Genomic DNA, 19043 nt, shown 5'->3' with positions numbered 1-19043 from the left:
GTTGGTGCGGGGGCTTGCTCGCGATGAAACCTGTTCAATCGTCAGCAATTTTGGGGGCAGTCAATGCCTCCAAGGCTGCCTTGCGCTCATCAGCCAGCAATCGGCCGAGCTTTTCAACTGCGCTATAAAACGCAACCCAATCCCCACCTTCCCGCTTGAACAACGCCGCAAACGCCGGCACCCATTGGTCATACAGGCCGAACGGCAATAGCCGGGCGTTGTTCAGTGGCGTATAGACCCAGGCGTCATAGCGCTTGTCACCCGCCCATTGGCTGTCGCGCATTCGCTCGTAGTCGCTGCGCAGGCGTTCGAATTCAGCGGCCTTGCGCTGGCGCATCTGCTCGGCCGGCAGGGGTTGCGCGTAGAGGGTTTCCAGGCGTTGGCGGGTGTCGAGGATCAGTTGGATGAACTGGTCGCGTTGGCGCAATGAGTTGCCATTGTCTGGCGCCAGCCCGCGATGGGTGCGCCATTGGCGGGTGCCTTCCTGTTCGACGAAGGTGGCGAAGGATTCGTTGAATGCCGTGTCGTCCTTCACGTAGAACCGCTGGTGCGCCAGTTCATGAAAGATCAGCGTCGCCAGGCGTTCGTCGCCCCAGTGCAGCATCGAACTCAGGATCGGGTCGTTGAACCAGCCCAGCGTCGAGTAGGCCTCTACACCACCAATCGACACGTCCATGCCCTGCAATTGCTGCAACGCGGCCTCGCCTCGGGCGGCGTCCTGGCTGTAATAGCCGCGATACGCCACGCAACCGGCGATGGGGAAACAGTGGTTTTGCGGGGCCAGGGAAAATTCCGGGGTGGCGAAGACGTTCCAGACGACAAAGGGGCGGCCGATGTCCGCGTACAGGCGATAGCTGTTGTTATCGGGCAGGTGCAGGTGTGCGCTGGCGAACGCCCGGGCCTCGCGTGCCTGGCTCAAGTGCGCGCGCAGTTTTGGATCGCGGGCGGGGTCGGCGATGACGCGGTCGATCGGCTCGCGGGCTTGTAGCAGTCTTAGTTGTCCGCTGGCGAGCTGGCCGTAATAAGCAACGCTTGCACAACCGTTGAGTAACAAAAGCAGGAGGGCTGGAAACAAAATCCGGAAAACACGGTCGAGTAACCGATGGCGTGAACGCTGCCTGATCAATTTGGAATCATCCTGGGAAGTCTGCCTCCAGACTATCTCGCCTGCCCGGAGCTTCGCTATGCGCGTGTTGATGCTGACGAGTGGCCTGTTGCTGCTGACCGGCTGTGCCGGTTTGCCCGATCCTGATCCCTCCCAAGCGTGGATTGACCTGGGAAACCATCAGGACACGGCGTTGCAAGCGCTGGAAGTCGATGACAAGCAGTCCATCGATCGACGGTACTTCGAAGTTCAACCGGGTAGCCACGAGCTGACGGTGCGTTATCAATTTGCCGTGGAGCCCGGCAACATTGGCCCGAATGCCGAGCCGCTGTGGCGTGATTGTCGGTTGAACGTGAAATTCAAGGATTTCAACGCGGGCCAGCGCTACCAATTGCAAGCCGGCAGCATCGGTTTCCGTCCGTGGGCCAAGCTTTACGACCAGCAGCGCAAAGTGGTGGGCCAAGGCACGCCAGCCGGCTGCCAGCAAAGCTGATAAGCGCTATGCTCAAGACCTGACTCCAGGATATTCACCATGCGTAAACACATGTTGTGGCTGGCCCTTGTTGCCATGAGCGGTTGTGCTTCGAGCCCGCTGCCGCAGGTCGATCCGAACATGGCGTGGATCGATCTGGCCACGCCGATGCCGGGCGGCAAGCTGCTGATGGCAGAAAGCCTGGATGGTCAAAAATCCCCTGACGGACGATTTTTCCAGGTTTCACCGGGCAGCCATGAACTGAAAGTGCGCTTCGACTTTGAGGTTTTCGTCGGCGGTGGGCTGGGCATGCAGGGCGCGCCTCAAGAACGACTGTGCTACATGCTCGTGCGTTACGACCATTTTGAAGCCGGCCAACGTTATCGCTTGGAAGGGCGCAATATTGCGTTTTCCGCCAGCGCCCGGCTCTATAACGCCAAGCGCGAAATCGTCGCTGAGGATCGGCAAATCAATTGTGTTCCGTAGCGCTGCCTAGCGATCGTTCTTCTGATAGATGATTTTCTTGGTGCCGTTCTCACAGGTGCCCACCACCATGTTCTGGTCGTGGACTTCGTCGTTGGTGACGATTTCCAGGGTGTAGGACGTGACGCCCTGGGCCTGGATCTTGGCTTCGATCTCGGTCTTGAGTTCTTCGCAGGGTTTGGGGGCCGCGAGGGTCGAAGTGGCCAATACGCAACCGATGACTGCCAGGGCAAACCGTTTCATGCTCGAACTCCTCGATACAGCGCGCACTGCCGGTGCGCTGAAACTGCAGACTTGCATTCGATCACAATTGCCTTCGGGTAAATAGATCGCAAATCAAAGAAGACCGCAGCCTTCCAGAGGCTGCGGTCTTCTCGGTCCATCAACTTACCAGCGTCGCATCCAGGGTGATCTTGGCGTTGAGCACCTTGGAAACCGGGCAACCTTCCTTGGCCTTGTTGCTCAGTTCTTCGAATTGCGCCTGGGTGGCGCCGGGGATCTTGGCCTTGAGGATCAGCTTGATTGCGGTGATCGCAAAGCCGCCATCGACCTGGTCCAGGGTCACTTCGGCGTTGGTGTCGATGCTGTCAGCCTTGAGCCCGGCGTCGCCGAGGATCATCGAAAACGCCATGGAGAAGCAGCCCGCATGGGCCGCGCCGATCAATTCTTCCGGGTTGGTGCCCTTGCCGCCTTCAAAACGGGCCTTGAAACCATAGGGCGCTTCGCGCAACACGCCGGTTTCCGTGGAGATGGAGCCGATGCCGGTCTTCAGGTCACCTTCCCAGTGAGCCGATGCTTTCTTGACGATAGCCATATGTGCCTCCTCATGATCCGGCGCGAGGGTTCGCGCCTGGGTATTTTTCAGTGCCAGGATTGTGAGGATAGACCGGTCGATAAAGTTCACCCGGCCGATTAGTCGACCAATTTAGTAGGAAAATTCTTCGCTACTATTGAAACTCGGGTATATGCCCACATTCTTAGGACACACCTAGAGAAACGGCAGGCTTTCGCCCATAGGAAAGTTCGTACGCCGTTGGAGATGCCGGCCCATGAAACAGCTGTCCGAAGTGAAGTTTTCAACCCTCGACCTGGTACCCGTCCGTGCCGATGGCAATGCCGCCCAGTCCTTGCGCAACTCCCTGGATCTGGCGCAGCACGTGGAAAAGTATGGCTACACCCGCTTCTGGGTGGCCGAGCACCACAACATGGACGGCATCGCCAGCTCCGCGACGGCGGTTCTGCTGGGCTACCTGGCGGGAGGCACGTCGACCATCCGCGTCGGTTCCGGCGGGGTCATGCTGCCGAACCACGCGCCGTTGGTGATCGCCGAACAGTTCGGCACGCTGGAAAGCCTGTTTCCGGGCCGGATCGACCTCGGGTTGGGCAGGGCGCCTGGTTCGGACCAGATGACTGCACGCGCCCTTCGTCGCGAGCGCTCCGGCAGCGCCGATGACTTCCCTGATGACGTGGCCGAACTGATGCGTTATCTCGGCCCGCGAACCCCGGACCAACGCATCATCGCCATGCCCGGCACGGGAACGAATGTACCGGTGTGGCTGTTGGGTTCCAGTCTGTTCAGTGCACAACTGGCGGGAGAACGCGGTTTGCCCTACGCATTCGCCTCCCATTTCGCACCGCGCTTCATGCATGAGGCGATTCGTGTCTATCGCAACCACTTCAAGCCATCGGCGGTACTGGACAAGCCTTACGTCATGCTTGGCGTACCGCTGGTCGCAGCGGATACCGACGAACAAGCCGATTACCTGGCGACGTCGGTGTACCAGCGGATCCTGGCGTTGATGCGCGGCCAGAGCCTGGTGCAGCGCCCGCCAGTGGAAACCATGAATGGCCTGTGGTTGCCCCATGAAAAGGAAGCGGTAGGCGACTTCCTCGGCCTGGCCATGATTGGCAGCCCGCAGAAAATCCGCGCCAAGTTGGAGGTGTTGATCGAGCAAACTCAGGCCGATGAGTTGATTTTCACCAGCGACCTGTATGAACACGCTGACCGCCTGCACTCGTATGAACTGCTGGCGCAGGTCATGAAAGGCTGAATCGCGGCCATAAAAAAGCCGACGCGGTGCGTCGGCTTTGATATTCAGCAATTATTTCTTGTAGACGATTTCCTTCGAACCGCCCTCACAGGTGCCGACGACTTTTCCGTCCGCCGCTGCGCCTTTCTCGACAATTTCCAGCGTGTAACCCGACACACCTTTGGCATCAAGCTTCGCCGCGATTTCGCTTTTCAGCTCTTCGCACGGTTTGCCGGCCGCAAAGGCGGTACCCGCAAGGCTCAGCAAACCCAGGGCCACCATCCACTTCTTCATCGCTCGCACTCCTTGGTCGGATCAAATAGAGAGGTATCGCAAAGGCGCGACGCACCAACCATAGCGCATCGCCATTCCCTATGGCACTCCGCCAGTGTGCAAGTTCAAAGCGCTCAGCTATTGGCGATCCGGAATCCGACCTTGATGGTGACCTGGAAGTGCGCGGCCCGGCCATTTTCGATGTGGCCGCGGGTCTCGGTGACCTCAAACCATTCCAGGTGCTTGAGGCTTTTGCTGGCCTCGGCCAAGGCATTGTTGATGGCGTCTTCAATGCTGGTGGGAGACGAGCCGACCAGCTCGACTTTCTTGTACGTGTGGTGATCACTCATGACGTTCTCCTTGGTTGTCTGTAACAGCCTAGCAGCGATTTTTCGCCTTACATGTGGCGCCGTTTACGCTCGGAAAGTTCAGATTTACTGCACTTTCCCAAACGGCCGCAGTCCCAATCCACACACGCTACTCAACCACTGCAGGAGAGAGCCACCATGGCCAGCACTTCGTTACGCAAAGCCTCGTTGCAAAGCATGGAAGCGGAGATCGAGAGTCTGCTCAAGTCGTTGGAAAGCCTGAAGGACGACGCGTCGGACGAGTCGCGTAGGACCCTCAAGTCGCTCAAGGCAAACGCCGAAAATGCGCTGAAACATTCCCGGCATCTGCTCAGCGATGCGTATGAAGAGGTCAAGGTGAAAACCCGTGAAACCGGGATCGCCACGCGCGACTACGCTCAGGAACACCCTTGGACCACGGCCGGCGTTGCAGTTGGCGCGCTGGGTCTGCTGGCCGCTTACTTGTTGTGCAAGCGCGGTGACTAGTTCGATGGGTTCAGCTCTTGCCTGAGCCATTGCGCCAATTGCCGGGCGCGCCCGTCCGCGGCGCGCTTGGGCAGCCACAACGCCAGCCGCGCCGAGGTTTCACTGAAACCCCACGGCGCGACCAGGCGACCGGCACGCAGGTCCTCTGCGACCAGCGGCTCGGGGGCAATTGCCACGCCGAGCCCGGCCACGGCCGCTTCCAGTAAATAATACAAATGCTCGAAACCTTGCCCGAATTTCAACGCCTGGGGTCCAAGGGCGTTTTGTCGTGCCCAAGTTGGCCAGGCCTGGGGGCGGGAGGTTGTATGCAAGAGCGGCTCGCCCAGCAATTCGCTGGCGGGTGCGTTGCACAAACGGGTGAATTCGGCGTAGCGCGGGCTAATCACCGGGCCGATCCGCTCGCTGGTCAGTTCATATACTTGCATGTCGGCCGGCCAGGGCGGTTCGGCGAATACCAGCAGGGCATCCAGACCAGGGCGTCTCGGGTCGAGGTCGCCTTCGCCGGCTGAGAGGTGCAGGCGCAGGTCCGGCAGATCGGCATTCAACCTGCCGAGTCGAGGAATGAACCAACGCGCCAACAAGCTTCCCGAACAGCCCAGCACGAACGGGGCGTCCGCCGTGCTTTGCGTCAGTTCGGCGCAAACGGTGCGCAGGCGCTCGAACGCTTCGGTGCTGGCGTCGCGCAGACGCGCGCCTGCATCTGTGAGTTTCAGGCCTCGCCCCTCCTTGCTGAACAAGCTGACACCCAAGTGTTCTTCCAGCGCCTTCAATTGACGACTGACGGCACCGTGGGTGACGTGGAGCTGTTCTGCCGCCTGGCTTACGCTGTTCAGGCGAGCTGTGGCTTCGAAGGCACGCAAGGCGTTGAGGGGGGGCAGGTCGCGGCTCATGGTATCTGTGAGTTTTCCTGACAGGTTGCGGCGATCTTATCGGTTTTCAGGGCGGGATGTCAGGGGTAGAGTGACCTCATTGTCTTTCTACGCATTTGCCTGGAGCGCCCGATGACCCAGTCTACGACCCCCTTCAACCTGCGCAGCGGTCCTGATGCCAACGGCCTGTTTGGCGCGTTCGGCGGCCGCTATGTCGCGGAAACGCTGATGCCGCTGATCCTTGATCTGGCCCGTGAATACGAAGTGGCGAAGGAAGATCCTGCGTTCATTGAGGAATTGGCCTACTTCCAACGGGATTATGTCGGTCGTCCCAGCCCGCTGTATTTTGCCGAACGCCTGACTGAATACTGTGGCGGCGCAAAAATCTATCTCAAGCGCGAAGAGCTGAACCACACCGGCGCGCACAAGATCAACAACTGCATCGGCCAGATCCTGCTGGCGCGGCGCATGGGCAAGAAACGCATCATCGCCGAGACCGGCGCCGGCATGCACGGGGTGGCGACAGCCACTGTGGCGGCTCGTTTCGGCCTGGACTGCGTTATCTACATGGGCACCACCGACATCGAACGCCAGCAGGCCAACGTGTTTCGCATGAAGCTGCTCGGTGCCGAGGTCATCCCGGTGGTCGCCGGTACCGGTACCCTCAAGGATGCGATGAACGAAGCGCTACGCGACTGGGTGACGAATGTCGACAGTACGTTCTACCTGATCGGCACCGTGGCCGGGCCGCACCCTTATCCAGCGATGGTCCGCGATTTCCAAGCCGTGATCGGCAAGGAAACCCGCGATCAGTTGCAAGCCCAGGAAGGTCGCCTGCCGGACAGCCTGGTGGCGTGCATCGGTGGTGGCTCCAACGCCATGGGCCTATTCCATCCGTTCCTGGATGACAAGAGCGTCGAAATCATTGGCGTCGAAGCGGCGGGCTACGGCATCGAAACCGGCAAGCACGCGGCGAGCCTGAACGGCGGCGTCCCAGGCGTATTGCACGGTAACCGTACCTTCCTGTTGCAGGATGAAGACGGCCAGATCATCGACGCTCATTCGATCTCCGCCGGCCTCGATTACCCCGGCATCGGCCCTGAACACGCGTGGTTGCATGACATTGGCCGCGTCCAATACACCTCGGTCACCGACGCGGAAGCGTTGGAAGCGTTCCATAAATGCTGCCGCCTGGAAGGGATTATTCCTGCCCTGGAAAGCGCCCATGCCTTGGCCGAAGTGTTCAAGCGCGCGCCGAACCTGCCCAAGGATCACCTGATGGTGGTCAACCTGTCTGGTCGTGGCGATAAAGACATGCAAACCGTGATGCACCACATGGAACAGTCCCAGCAGGAGAAACACTGATGAGCCGCCTGCAAACCCGTTTTGCCGAACTCAAGGAACAGAACCGTGCCGCCCTGGTGACTTTCGTCACGGCCGGCGACCCGGACTACGACACCTCGCTGGCGATCCTCAAGGGCTTGCCTGGCGCAGGCGCCGATGTCATCGAGTTGGGCATGCCATTCACTGATCCAATGGCCGACGGCCCAGCGATCCAGTTGGCGAACATCCGCGCCCTGGGAGCCCAGCAGAACCTGGCGAAAACCCTGCAGATGGTTCGTGAGTTCCGTAAGGACAATGCCGAGACGCCGCTGGTGCTGATGGGTTACTTCAACCCGATCCACCGTTATGGGGTGCAGCGTTTCATCGGCGAAGCGTTGGATTGCGGCGTGGATGGCCTGATCGTCGTGGACATGCCGCCTGAGCACAACAGCGAACTGTGCGAGCCGGCCCAGGCAGCTGGCCTGGACTTTATCCGCCTGACCACACCAACCACGGATGATGTGCGTCTGCCCACTGTGCTTAACGGCAGTTCCGGCTTCGTCTACTACGTGTCGGTAGCAGGTGTGACCGGCGCTGGCGCCGCGACGCTGGAACATGTGGAGGAAGCTGTTGCGCGTCTGCGTCGACATACCGATTTGCCGATCAGCATCGGTTTCGGTATCCGCACGCCGGAGCAGGCGGCGGCTATTGCGCGGTTGGCTGACGGGGTAGTGGTCGGCTCTGCGCTGATCGACCATATCGCCAGCGCCGATACGTCGGAACAGGCGATCGACGGGGTGCTGAGCTTATGTGCCGCTCTGGCTGATGGGGTGCGCAAGGCGCGTCTCAGCTGATACCCGATTCGGCTTTCAGTAACGAAAAAGGGGTTCGGAATTTGCTTCCGAGCCCCTTTTTTTATTGCTTGAAGATGCGGCGGTCAGGGCAACTCCAAGCCGCCTCCAGCCTTGTGCAGCTTGCGCAAATGTTCGCCGATTTCTTTCACATTGGCCTCGCTCGCGGCAATTTCAGCGGCGCGGCTCGGCTCAAGCAGGGCGCGGACTTCCTTGTCCAGGTCGCCGGTCAGCGTTTGAAGCTGTTTCTGGCGCAGGCTGCTTTCCGATTCCAGTCGCTGCCATTCGCTGGGCTGTGGCAAGCCATAGCCAGTGCTGCCCAGCAGTTCGGCCGGACGGCTCAGGAAGCCGCTGTTGGCGAGGATCTGTTGCAATGTCGCGTTAGCCCTCTCCATGCCGCCGTTCTGAAGTTCACGGGCCCCGAGATAGCGCTGCTTGACTTCATCCTGGGCCAGCAGCAACTGTCGACGAAAGCTGGCCTGTTCCAGCAGGAGCAACGCAGCGCTGGTGCGCAGATCGGCTTGCTCGAACCAGACGCGGCGTTCGGCGGCGTCCAGCGCGAGCCAGTCTTCGACGGTTTGTTGTCGGATGGGCAGACGTTTTTTCAATACGTCGAACATGGCCTGGTAGCGCTCGCGGAACGAGTCGAAACGGTAACCCAGGCGCAAGGCCTCCTTGGGATCATCCAGCACACTTGTGTCCGCCAGGCCACGGCCCTTGAGCACTTCCAGCAAGCCGTTGGGCATGATGCTGTCCAGGCCCTTGAGTTGTTCATTATTACTGCCGCTGCGCAGTAACTTCAGGCTCTCCACCGCGCAATTATTGGACAGGAAGTAATAGTTGCCGTCATAGCTCCAATGCATTTCAGCAGCATGCTCGACCGTTTCCTCGATCTCGACACGCGACAGCTTGAGGGGCACCGACGCCAGGCTGCGCAGTTCGGTCTTGGTGTACTCGTCGATCACCTGGGCCAACGGCAGTACGAACAGGCGCGACGGGTATTTTCCTACCAGTCCATCCCAACTCGACAGTTGCACGTCGCCTACGAAGGCGCGGTACGACAGCACCAGATGTTGGTCCAGATCCAATCGACAGTCCGGCCCGCGTGGGCGGCCCGGCGCGCAGATCACCAGCCGGAGCATGCTGTGGCCCCAACGGCTGACCCAGTTCTGGTTGGCTTCGGCCAATAGGTAGTCGATGGCATAGACGCGTTCCGGATCCACCTTGCCGAGAGGCGTCTTGGCGAAATCGTTGCCGGCGTTGAGAAACGCAAACGACTTGGCGCAGCTGTCCTTGGCGGCCGGCGCCCAACCGAAGTGCTCCTGGTAGTAGCGATACAGGGCGGGGCGCCGACAGGCATAGCTCGGGTCCAGGAGAAAGTACTCCATGTTGACCGCGACGAATTCCTTGGGGCTGCTCGTCTCGTAGAGGTCCGGGCTGCGGGCGACCTGGCGGTTGTGCTGTTCCCGTTCACCGCGCCGGCCGACATATTGCGGCCAGCCCGCGAGATCAAGCAGGCGCGGATCATCGCTGAGCGTGAAGCGACGGCCATTCTGGCCCCGGCATTCATCCGGGAGGCCGATCAATCCGGCACTGTCGTTGCGTCGGGTACAGCGTTGGATCAGCGCACGCTCGGCACTTGGCCATAGGCGCGAGCGGTCATAGATATGGGTCAATTCGTGCAGGACGGTGGCGAGCATTTCCCGCCGTACCGTGCCATGGGGACGCTGGGTCTTTTGCGTGGCAGCGCTGCCGTCGGTGAGGCTGTCCAGCAGGTTTCGGTTGAGATCCAGTTGCGACACCAGCGAAGCCTGGCCGTAGGCATTGGCGGGCATCTGGTCGGTCCAGCCGACGTCGATGCGCCGGTCCAGTCGCTCGATGAAGCGCGGCGGCAAGGCCTGCATGGCTTCATCGAGCAGCGCCTGGCTGGCCTGCTGTTGCGCCGGGCTCAGCCCGTCGCCATTGAGGTGTAGCTGCAGGCCGGCCTGGGCATTGCTGCCCATGAGCAGCATGACCCCAGCCGTCAGCCAGGCGGCGAGCCGCCTCACAATGCGAGGATGGCTTCGGCGAGAACCTGGTCGCTGGCGTCACGGGCTTCCGGTACCCGGGTACGCAAAGTGTCGAAAGCGGCTTCGAGATGAGCACCACGAATTTCGCCGTTGCTGGCGACGAAGCTGGCCGCGTCGTCGTGGGCTTCGCGGACGATCTTCGAATCACGGATGGAAGTAGTGGTGTCGGATGTGAAATCGATCGTGCGCTGGGAGGCGCGAACAATGATGTTACTGGTGGCTACCAGGGTATGTGCCTGGGCCACATCGGCCAACACCAGCAGGCCTAGGGCGGCAGCAATCAGCGGGCTACGCATGGAACGACTCCGGAAAATGAAGATAACTATTGGACGAGAATTGCTTGTGCCAGTTCAAGGTCGCTGACGTGAAGTTTTGGTTGGGTCCGGCGCAGGTAATCCAGGGCCGACTCCAACTGCGCACTTCGCAACTGTCCGTCACTGGCCACAAATGCCGCAGCGTCATCGCGAGCGGCAGCGACCAGTTTATTGTCGAAGGGCGCGGAGGTCACCAGGCTTGTGGCATAGCCGCTGGCTACCAATTGCTGGGTGGACACGTCGAAAGCATGGGCCGGGACAGTCCAGCAAGAAGCGACACAGAACGAGACGAACAGATGTTGGTAAAAACGCATGGGACTCGACGGTTGATGGCGAGCCTGAAGGCTAGCGCAAACCGGCGGGCCAGAGCCAGCGTTGAAACATCGGAGCACCTTTTGGCGCCCGATGTTTCATGTTCCATCAGATGACCAGGATGGCCTGGGCCAGCTGTGCATCGGTTGCGTTGAGCTGCGGTGCCTGCTGGCGGATGTAATCGAGGGCGCTCTCCAGCTTCACACCGCGAATCGCGCCGTTGCTGGCGACGAAGCTTGCCGCGTCGTCTCGGGCGGCCTGGACGATCTTGTTGTCTCGCAGCGATGAGGTGGCATCGGAGGTTACGTCGGATGTGGCCTTGAGCGCACCTACGATGGAGTCAGTGGTGACGATAAAGCTGCTGGCATTGGAATGGGCGGCTACGGCCAACAGGGCAACTGCGCTGAGCAGGCGAAGACGGATCATGATGAGACTCCTTGGGTATGAGGGTGATGCAGGTGCATGTAGCTGAAAGGGGAGACTGGCTCGCTTCGCCACGTTCGCCTCGATATTAGGACAGAACACGGTTCGCTGGCAGCTTTGCATTGTCCTTTAGCGTGCGGCGCTTCAGCGTCAAGCGCTTACTTGGAACTGTACTGGTCGATTTTAAAAATATAAAAACTGTTGCTGTCTTGTAAATCAGGACCCTGAAACGACAAGACCCGTCGTGGTTTCCCACGACGGGTCTTGTTTGTTCAATTCAGTGCTGGCGGTGGACCCGGTGGGTCAGGGCCAGCGACGCTGAGTTAGCGCCAGAACGGCTTGCTCAGCTCTTCGTAGCGTTGTGCTTCGCTGATACCGGCATCAGCCAGCAGGCGCGAATCCAAACGAGCCAGTTGGTGACGGCTGGCAATGCGGCGCTGCCACAACATCAGGTTGGCAATAACGCGAAGAGGCAGGGAAGCCTGGTTTTTTTCAGCTTTGTCTTCGAAAAACAGCTCGGAACTGAGTGTACGTTCCATGGTTGACATCCTTCCGCTTGTGGCGGGATTAGGTAGTGGTTTGACTGGTGCCCATGATCCTCCCGTTTGGCCAGTCTCTCTAGATACAGTTCACTTGTATTGTGAGAGACCAGTTAACTGTTAAAGAGCGGTGTACTGGTCGATATTGAGGCAACTGTACCTGTGCGCGCTATATTGGTGCGTTTTTACGCTTGAGCGGGTGTTTTGTAGGAAAAGACTGTAAGAAAACACCGGTACAGCAGTACAGTTCTCTCCAGTTACAGCTCGGATGACAGCGAGCAAGCAAAACTGTATTCACGACTGCACTGACCCAGCTGTATCAAACAGCCAACATGCGTCCCGTTTCCTCAAGGTTCAGGTGCCAGCTCAGTGCATCACGCAAGATATGCGGGGTATGCCCACCCAAGGCACACGCGGCTTCGAAATAGTCATTCAACGCTTGGCGGTAGGCTGGGTGCACGCAATTGTCGATGACCACTCGGGCCCGCTCCCTTGGCGCCAGGCCCCGCAGGTCGGCCAGGCCGATTTCGGTCACCAGGATGTCGACGTCATGCTCGGTATGGTCCACGTGGCTGACCATCGGCACGACACTGGAGATGGCGCCTCCCTTTGCAATCGACTTGGTGACAAAAATGGCCAGGTGGGCATTACGGGCGAAATCACCCGAGCCGCCGATACCGTTCATCATCCGTGTGCCGCACACATGGGTAGAGTTGACGTTGCCATACAGGTCGAACTCCAGCGCGGTGTTGATGCCAATGATGCCGAGGCGGCGCACGACCTCAGGATGGTTGGATATTTCCTGCGGCCGCAGGACCAATTTGTCCTTGTACCTTTCCAGATTTCCGAACACGTCCGCGTTGCGTCGAGCCGACAGGGTGATGGAGCTGCCAGAAGCGAAACTCAGTTTGCCGGCATCGATCAGGTCGAACGTGGAGTCCTGCAATACCTCGGAGTACATGGTCAAGTCTTCGAACGGGGAGTCGATCAACCCACACATCACGGCGTTGGCGATATTACCGATACCTGCCTGCAGGGGGCCGAGCTTGTTGGTCATGCGTCCGGCCGCGACTTCCTGTTTGAAGAAGTCGATCAGGTGGTTGGCAATCGCCTGGGTGTCATCATCCGGAGGCAATACGGTCGAAGGGGAATCTGCCTGCTGGGTTATGACAATTGCTGCGATTTTTTCCGGAGGAATCGGGATGGCAGTGCTGCCGATTCGGTCGTCGACCTTTACCAGGGGAATCGGCAAGCGAGTCGGACGGTAGCTCGGTATATAGATGTCGTGCAGGCCTTCCAGGTTAGGGTTGTGGGCCAGGTTGATCTCGACAATTACTTGCCGGGCGAAAATCGCGAAGCTCGCCGAATTGCCTACCGATGTGGTTGGCACAATATGGCCTTGTTCAGTGATGGCCACGGCTTCGATCACGGCGATGTCCGGCAGCTTGAGCTGGGCGTTGCGCATCTGTTCAACGGTTTCTGAAAGATGCTGGTCAATGAACATCACCTCGCCGGCATTGATGGCCTTGCGCAGGGTACTGTCCACCTGGAAGGGCATGCGCCGCGCCAACACACCCGCTTCGGTGAGCTCCTTATCGAGATCGTTGCCCAGGCTTGCGCCGGTCATCAGGCTTATTTTCAGCGGAGTGACCTTCGCGCGTTCAGCCAGTGCATGAGGCACTGCCTTCGCTTCTCCGGCGCGGGTAAAGCCGCTCATGCCGACGGTCATGCCGTCTTCAATCAGCAAGGCTGCTTCGGCAGCGCTCATCACTTTATTCAACAACGAAGGCAGGCGGATGCGATCACGGTACATGGATGGTTATCTCGGGCAAGAAGCTGGATGCGCAGTCTAGAGAATTCGCGTCGAGCCCGACCCGCTACAAAAGTCGCATTTAAGGCGTCTATTACGGGCGTTTCAGGCAAAACATTGTTACCGGATCGGTAATGTTTTGCCTTGATACAAATCAAAACGCCCCGACAAGCCGGGGCGTTTTGATAAAAACCACAGTAACTTATTCCACGGCTTTGACCATGTCTTCAATGACCTTCTTGGCGTCGCCGAAGACCATCATGGTCTTGTCGAGATAGAACAGCTCGTTATCCAGGCCGGCATAACCGCTGGCCATCGAGCGCTTGTTGACGATGATGGTCTTGGCCTTGAAGGCTTCGAGGATCGGCATGCCGGCAATCGGCGACTTCGGATCGTTCTTCGCCGCCGGGTTGACCACGTCGTTGGCGCCCAGGACGAGTACCACGTCGGCCTGGCCGAACTCGGAGTTGATGTCTTCCATCTCGAACACCTGGTCGTAAGGCACTTCGGCCTCGGCCAGCAGGACGTTCATGTGCCCGGGCATGCGACCGGCCACCGGGTGGATCGCGTATTTCACGGTCACGCCGTGGTGGGTCAGCTTCTCGGTCAGCTCTTTCAGCGCGTGCTGCGCTCGTGCCACCGCCAAGCCATAGCCCGGCACGATGATCACTGTGTCGGCGTTGGTCAGCAGGAAGGTCGCGTCGTCGGCCGAGCCTGATTTCACCGGGCGGGCTTCTTTCGAGCCTGCCGGGCCAGCCGCATCGGCGGTGTTGCCGAAGCCACCGAGCAACACGTTGAAGAACGAACGGTTCATCGCCTTGCACATGATGTACGAGAGGATCGCGCCGCTCGAACCCACCAACGAACCGGCAATGATCAGCATCGAGTTGTTCAGCGAGAAGCCGATACCCGCCGCGGCCCAGCCGGAGTAGCTGTTGAGCATCGACACCACCACCGGCATGTCCGCACCGCCGATCGGGATGATGATCAGCACACCCAGGACAAACGCCAGGGCCAGCATCAAGGCGAACGCGCCGAGGTTGCCGGTGAACATGAAGGTCAGGCCCAGGCCCAGCGTTGCCAGGCCCAGGATCAGGTTGAGCTTGTGTTGGCCGCCAAACTGTACCGGTGCGCCCTGGAACAGGCGGAACTTGTATTTGCCCGAGAGCTTGCCAAAGGCGATCACCGAACCGGAGAAGGTAATTGCACCAATGGCGGCGCCGAGGAACAGCTCCAGGCGGTTACCGGCCGGAATCGAATCGCCGAGTTGTTTGACGATGCCCAGGGATTGCGGCTCGACAACAGCAGCGATAGCAATGAAGACGGCAGCCAGGCCGATCATGCTGTGCATGAAGGCGACCAGCTCCGGCATCTTGGTCATCTCTACGCGCTTGGCCATGATCGAGCCGGCGGTGCCGCCGATCAGCAGGCCGACAATGACGTAGCCGATGCCGGCGGTGGCTAGCTCGGCACCGAGCTTATAGATGAGGCCCACAGTGGTGAGCACCGCCAGCGCCATGCCGAGCATGCCGAACAGGTTGCCGCGGCGGGAGGTGGTCGGGTGCGAAAGGCCTTTGAGGGCCTGGATGAAGCAGATCGACGCGATCAGGTAGAGCGTCGTTACCAGGTTCATGCTCATTACTTGGGCGCCTCTTCTTTTACGGCTTTCGGGGCTTTTTTCTTGAACATCTCGAGCATGCGGCGCGTTACCAGGAAGCCACCGAACACGTTCACCGCGGCCAGGGCCACGGCGAGGGTGCCCATGGTCTTGCCCAGAGGCGTTACGGTCAGCGCGGCGGCGAGCATGGCGCCGACGATCACGATGGCCGAAATGGCGTTGGTCACCGCCATCAACGGCGTGTGCAGTGCGGGTGTTACGTTCCAGACCACGTGGTAACCGACATAAATCGCCAGCACGAAGATGATCAGGTTGTAGATACCGGGGGAGATAAGCTCTTCCATTGTCTGAATCCCTGCTTAGGCGTTTTTGCGGATGACTTGGCCGTCGCGGCACATCAAGCACGCGGCGACGATGTCGTCTTCCAGGTTCACGTCGAACTGACCTTCCTTGGTGAAGACCAGCTTCAGGAAGTCCAGCAGGTTACGGGCGTACAGCGCCGAAGCATCGGCCGCGACTTCGCCTGCCAGGTTGGTCGGGCCGACGATGGTGACGCCGTTCTCGACAACCACTTGATCAGCCACGGTCAACGGGCAGTTGCCACCCTGGGCCGCTGCGAGGTCGATGACCACAGAGCCGGGTTTCATCTGCGCGACGGTTTCAGCACTTAGCAGCATCGGTGCCTTGCGGCCTGGAATCAACGCGGTGGTGATGACAATGTCAGCCTGCTTGGCGCGCTCGTGCACGGCCTGGGCCTGACGTTGCATCCAACTGGCCGGCATGGGCCGGGCGTAGCCACCGACACCGACAGCGCATTCACGCTCTTCGTCAGTCTCGTAAGGCACGTCGACGAACTTGGCGCCGAGGGATTCGATCTGTTCCTTCACCGCAGGACGAACGTCCGAAGCCTCGATCACTGCACCCAGGCGCTTGGCTGTGGCAATCGCCTGCAAACCCGCCACACCCGCGCCAAGAATCAGCACGCGCGCCGCTTTTACGGTGCCCGCAGCGGTCATCAGCATTGGCATGAAGCGCGGATAGTAATGCGCGGCCAGCAGCACGGCCTTGTAGCCGGCAATGTTCGCTTGAGACGACAGCACATCCAGGCTCTGGGCGCGGGAGGTACGTGGCGCAGCCTCAAGGGCGAAAGCGGTGATGCCACGTTCGGCCAGCTTGGAGATGGTTTCGTTGTTGAACGGATTGAGCATGCCCACCAGCACGGTGCCGCTCTTGATCAGCGTCAGCTCGCTGTCGCTCGGGGCAACCACCTTGAGGATCAGTTCGGCGCCGAATGCATCACTGGCGCTGCCAATGGTTGCACCCACCGCCTCATAGGCACTGTCGATAACGCTGGCCTTGATACCGGCGCCGCTTTGGACGGTGACTTTATGGCCTTGGCCGATCAATTTCTTGATGGTTTCCGGGGTAGCAGCAACCCGTGTTTCACCCGGTTGGGTTTCGAGGGGAACACCAATGTGCACGTCAAATCTCCTGCGTGATCTTATTGAGTAAACCCAGGCACTTCGGATGGCGCGGCTGGGGCGGCCGATCAGCACGATCCCGCCAAACCAGGCGGGGCGCGGCATTTTGCAGGCGAAAATTCAGCCCTTCAAGGGATTATGACGGGTGACGGAAAATTAACTACAAGTCACCCTGTGACCGAATGTCGCAATTATCGGGCTTAACCCCTTGCAGGCCGTGCTTTCCAAGAATTCCGGTTCAATTTTGCAATTTTTCCCATCGGCCAGATGAATAAGCCCTGATGCGCTGTGCGATATGGCTCAAAGCCATGTATTTCCACGCTTTGGAGCCTACTGCACGCTCCCTGTAACAGATTGACTGAATGCGACATAAACTTATATCTGTAGCGTTCTCTGTTAGTTTACTACCTAAATTCGATTTAAAATTCTCATTATTAATCAATGAGATAGTTGTTTGCCTGTTTCACGAGCCAATCACGAAAAGCTCGAAGAGAGGCGGATTCGACCTTTCGCTCCGGAATCATCAGGTAGTAGGCCTTGATGCTCGACAGCCCATTACGATTGGCCACGACCAGCCGTTTTTCGGCCAACTCCCGCTGAATCAGGAAGGGTGGAATCAGCGCAACGCCCATGTCGTGCATGGCTGCCTGGGCGAGCATGGAGAATAGTTCATAACGCGGACCTGTCAGGTCTCGCGCAATGTTCAGGTTCTGGGCGTTGAACCATTGGCGCCACGCATACGGGCGCGTGGTCTGCTGGAGCAGGGGCAGTTCGGCAACGGCCTCGGGTGTCAGATTTTTCCTCCCGGCCAGTAAGGTGGGGCTGCATACCGGCATCGGATTTTCCCCCATCAGCTTGTGGGACTCGGTGCCGGACCAGTCCGCATCGCCAAAATAGATAGCGGCGTCAAACTCCGTGTCGGCAAATAAAAAGGGTCGCGTGCGGTTGGTCAGGTTGACGGTGACTTCCGGGTGCTGCTGTTGGAAGTCCTTGAGGCGTGGCAGCAACCATTGGGTACCAAACGTTGGCACAACGGCCAATTCGATGACGTTCGCACCGGTGTGCCCCATGACCGAAAGCGTGTCGCGCTCGACGGCGTCCAGTTGCGTGGCAACGCGACGGCTATAGGAGAGACCTGCTTCGGTCAGCTTGACGCCGCGGCGCGACCGCCTGAAAAGCTCCACATTGAGAAAGTCTTCCAGGCTAGCGATCTGTCGGCAGATAGCGCCTTGGGTAAGGGATAGTTCTTGCGCTGCCTTAGTGAAGCTTTCATGGCGCGCGGCAGATTCGAAACTGACCAAGGCGACGGTGCTGGGGATTTTACGACGCATGTACGTAAGTCTCACTCAATAGGCGAATAAACGGGCTTTTTGGCGTTTACGGAGTGAGAAATTAGCACAACAGAGTGCGTAATCCTCGTTTGCCCTTGTAGGAAACCGCGCCTAGGATTCAATCCACGATTTTCAAATTCATTGGCGAGGACTTTTTCATGGCCGGCAAAGCGAGCTTCAACTGGATCGATCCACTGTTGCTGGATCAACAGCTCACCGAAGAAGAGCGCATGATTCGCGACACTGCCGAGCAGTTCGCCCAGCAGAAGCTCGCGCCGCGGGTATTGGAAGCGTTCCGTCATGAGAAGACCGACCCGGCGATTTTCCGTGAGATGGGGGAGGTAGGCCTTCTGGGAGCAACCATTCCCGAGCAATACGGCGGCAGTGGGCTGAACTATGTGAGCTACGGTCTGATCGCTCGCGAAGTGGAGCGCGTCGATTCCGGCTATCGCTCGATGATGAGCGTGCAGTCCTCGCTGGTCATGGTGCCGATCAATGAATTCGGGACCGAGGCGCAAAAGCAGAAGTATTTGCCGAAGCTGGCATCGGGTGAATGGATCGGCTGCTTTGGTCTGACCGAGCCAAACCATGGTTCGGACCCAGGTGCGATGATCACTCGTGCACGCAAAGTGGAAGGTGGCTACAGCCTGACGGGCAGCAAAATGTGGATCACCAACAGTCCTATCGCTGATGTATTCGTGGTCTGGGGCAAAGACGACGCTGGTGATATTCGCGGTTTCGTTCTTGAGAAAGGCTGGAAGGGCCTGAGCGCGCCGGCTATTCATGGCAAGGTCGGGCTGCGCGCCTCGATCACCGGCGAAATCGTCATGGACAATGTATTCGTTCCAGAAGAAAACATTTTTCCTGATGTCCGTGGCCTGAAGGGTCCGTTTACCTGCCTGAACTC

Annotated in this window: 23 protein-coding genes (1 of these 23 only partly in view); 7 read left to right on the top strand and 16 right to left on the bottom strand. The window is 59.2% G+C overall.

Features of this window, described 5'->3' with window-relative positions:
- Positions 1-34 precede the first annotated feature (34 nt).
- Positions 35-1126: an aminopeptidase gene (locus tag AB4N42_RS02450; protein WP_460115819.1), complete on the bottom strand. Its 1092-nt coding sequence runs from the start codon at positions 1124-1126 to the stop codon at positions 35-37.
- A 58-nt stretch (positions 1127-1184) separates the two neighbouring features.
- On the opposite strand from AB4N42_RS02450, the gene AB4N42_RS02445 reads away from it, so the two are divergent.
- Positions 1185-1598, top strand: coding sequence for a PA0061/PA0062 family lipoprotein (locus tag AB4N42_RS02445; RefSeq protein ID WP_030139177.1), 414 nt, complete (start codon positions 1185-1187; stop codon positions 1596-1598).
- 39 nt (positions 1599-1637) lie between these two features.
- On the top strand, positions 1638-2063 hold the full coding sequence (locus AB4N42_RS02440; RefSeq protein WP_030139178.1) for a PA0061/PA0062 family lipoprotein: 426 nt from the start codon (positions 1638-1640) through the stop codon (positions 2061-2063).
- Positions 2064-2069: 6 nt separating this feature from the next.
- Here AB4N42_RS02440 and AB4N42_RS02435 read toward each other — a convergent pair whose 3' ends face one another.
- Together AB4N42_RS02435 and AB4N42_RS02430 are read right to left on the bottom strand one after the other, a co-directional pair.
- Complete coding sequence (locus AB4N42_RS02435) at positions 2070-2303, bottom strand: DUF1161 domain-containing protein (protein WP_030139179.1); 234 nt, start codon at positions 2301-2303, stop codon at positions 2070-2072.
- Positions 2304-2442: 139 nt separating this feature from the next.
- Complete coding sequence (locus tag AB4N42_RS02430; RefSeq protein ID WP_030139180.1) at positions 2443-2874, bottom strand: OsmC family protein; 432 nt, start codon at positions 2872-2874, stop codon at positions 2443-2445.
- Between the two features lie 235 nt (positions 2875-3109).
- Between AB4N42_RS02430 and AB4N42_RS02425 the strand changes: the two genes are divergently transcribed.
- A complete protein-coding gene (locus AB4N42_RS02425) occupies positions 3110-4111 on the top strand; it encodes an LLM class flavin-dependent oxidoreductase (RefSeq protein ID WP_198798165.1) in 1002 nt (333 codons plus the stop codon).
- A gap of 51 nt (positions 4112-4162) precedes the next feature.
- On the opposite strand, the gene AB4N42_RS02420 is transcribed toward AB4N42_RS02425, so the two are convergent.
- Positions 4163-4384 (bottom strand): DUF1161 domain-containing protein, encoded by a 222-nt coding sequence (locus AB4N42_RS02420; RefSeq protein ID WP_030139181.1) that lies wholly within the window; start codon positions 4382-4384, stop codon positions 4163-4165.
- A 113-nt stretch (positions 4385-4497) separates the two neighbouring features.
- Positions 4498-4713 (bottom strand): dodecin, encoded by a 216-nt coding sequence (locus AB4N42_RS02415; RefSeq protein WP_003177209.1) that lies wholly within the window; start codon positions 4711-4713, stop codon positions 4498-4500.
- Positions 4714-4869: 156 nt separating this feature from the next.
- On the opposite strand from AB4N42_RS02415, the gene AB4N42_RS02410 reads away from it, so the two are divergent.
- On the top strand, positions 4870-5196 hold the full coding sequence (locus AB4N42_RS02410) for an ElaB/YgaM/YqjD family protein (RefSeq protein WP_030139182.1): 327 nt from the start codon (positions 4870-4872) through the stop codon (positions 5194-5196).
- Here AB4N42_RS02410 and AB4N42_RS02405 read toward each other — a convergent pair.
- On the bottom strand, positions 5193-6086 hold the full coding sequence (locus AB4N42_RS02405) for a LysR family transcriptional regulator (RefSeq protein WP_460115818.1): 894 nt from the start codon (positions 6084-6086) through the stop codon (positions 5193-5195). The two genes, AB4N42_RS02410 and AB4N42_RS02405, sit on opposite strands and share 4 nt — an antisense overlap.
- A 111-nt stretch (positions 6087-6197) precedes the next feature.
- Here AB4N42_RS02405 and trpB point away from each other — a divergent pair, with 111 nt between their 5' ends.
- Positions 6198-7430, top strand: a complete 1233-nt coding sequence (gene trpB / locus AB4N42_RS02400; protein WP_249876691.1) for a tryptophan synthase subunit beta — start codon at positions 6198-6200, stop codon at positions 7428-7430.
- Complete coding sequence (gene trpA / locus AB4N42_RS02395; protein ID WP_258648638.1) at positions 7430-8242, top strand: tryptophan synthase subunit alpha; 813 nt, start codon at positions 7430-7432, stop codon at positions 8240-8242. The genes trpB and trpA overlap by 1 nt, the downstream gene beginning before the upstream one ends.
- A gap of 83 nt (positions 8243-8325) precedes the next feature.
- Here the strand turns inward: trpA and AB4N42_RS02390 are convergent, their stop codons facing one another.
- From AB4N42_RS02390 to AB4N42_RS02345, 10 genes are all read right to left on the bottom strand, one after another.
- A complete protein-coding gene (locus tag AB4N42_RS02390; RefSeq protein WP_030139186.1) occupies positions 8326-10287 on the bottom strand; it encodes a DUF7844 domain-containing protein in 1962 nt (653 codons plus the stop codon).
- A complete protein-coding gene (locus AB4N42_RS02385) occupies positions 10284-10604 on the bottom strand; it encodes a DUF2388 domain-containing protein (RefSeq protein WP_003187020.1) in 321 nt (106 codons plus the stop codon). The genes AB4N42_RS02390 and AB4N42_RS02385 overlap by 4 nt, the downstream gene beginning before the upstream one ends.
- Positions 10605-10630: 26 nt before the next feature.
- On the bottom strand, positions 10631-10936 hold the full coding sequence (locus AB4N42_RS02380) for a DUF2388 domain-containing protein (RefSeq protein WP_030139187.1): 306 nt from the start codon (positions 10934-10936) through the stop codon (positions 10631-10633).
- A 106-nt stretch (positions 10937-11042) separates the two neighbouring features.
- Entirely contained in the window at positions 11043-11360 is a 318-nt protein-coding gene (locus AB4N42_RS02375; protein WP_198798161.1) for a DUF2388 domain-containing protein, read from the bottom strand.
- 320 nt (positions 11361-11680) lie between these two features.
- Positions 11681-11896 (bottom strand): DUF1127 domain-containing protein, encoded by a 216-nt coding sequence (locus tag AB4N42_RS02370; protein ID WP_003187014.1) that lies wholly within the window; start codon positions 11894-11896, stop codon positions 11681-11683.
- A 319-nt stretch (positions 11897-12215) separates the two neighbouring features.
- Positions 12216-13709, bottom strand: coding sequence for an acetyl-CoA hydrolase/transferase family protein (locus tag AB4N42_RS02365; RefSeq protein WP_198798160.1), 1494 nt, complete (start codon positions 13707-13709; stop codon positions 12216-12218).
- A 199-nt stretch (positions 13710-13908) separates the two neighbouring features.
- Positions 13909-15345, bottom strand: coding sequence for an NAD(P)(+) transhydrogenase (Re/Si-specific) subunit beta (locus AB4N42_RS02360; protein WP_030139190.1), 1437 nt, complete (start codon positions 15343-15345; stop codon positions 13909-13911).
- The gene (locus AB4N42_RS02355; RefSeq protein ID WP_003187010.1) at positions 15345-15668 is read right to left on the bottom strand and encodes an NAD(P) transhydrogenase subunit alpha part 2; all 324 of its coding nucleotides are present in this window, start codon (positions 15666-15668) and stop codon (positions 15345-15347) included. Before AB4N42_RS02355 ends, AB4N42_RS02360 begins: the two co-directional genes overlap by 1 nt.
- Before the next feature lie 15 nt (positions 15669-15683).
- Positions 15684-16805, bottom strand: coding sequence for a Re/Si-specific NAD(P)(+) transhydrogenase subunit alpha (locus tag AB4N42_RS02350; RefSeq protein WP_460115817.1), 1122 nt, complete (start codon positions 16803-16805; stop codon positions 15684-15686).
- Between the two features lie 434 nt (positions 16806-17239).
- Positions 17240-18136, bottom strand: coding sequence for a LysR family transcriptional regulator (locus AB4N42_RS02345; RefSeq protein WP_460115816.1), 897 nt, complete (start codon positions 18134-18136; stop codon positions 17240-17242).
- 158 nt (positions 18137-18294) lie between these two features.
- Between AB4N42_RS02345 and AB4N42_RS02340 the strand changes: the two genes are divergently transcribed.
- On the top strand, positions 18295-19043 hold the 5' portion of the coding sequence (locus AB4N42_RS02340; protein ID WP_039593369.1) for an acyl-CoA dehydrogenase. The gene runs 433 nt beyond the window's last position; only the first 749 of its 1182 coding nucleotides appear in the window; its start codon is at positions 18295-18297; its stop codon lies off the right edge, out of view.

The sequence above is a fragment of the Pseudomonas sp. H2_D02 genome, from assembly GCF_054677635.1.
This window is presented reverse-complemented; position numbering and strand designations above follow the sequence as displayed.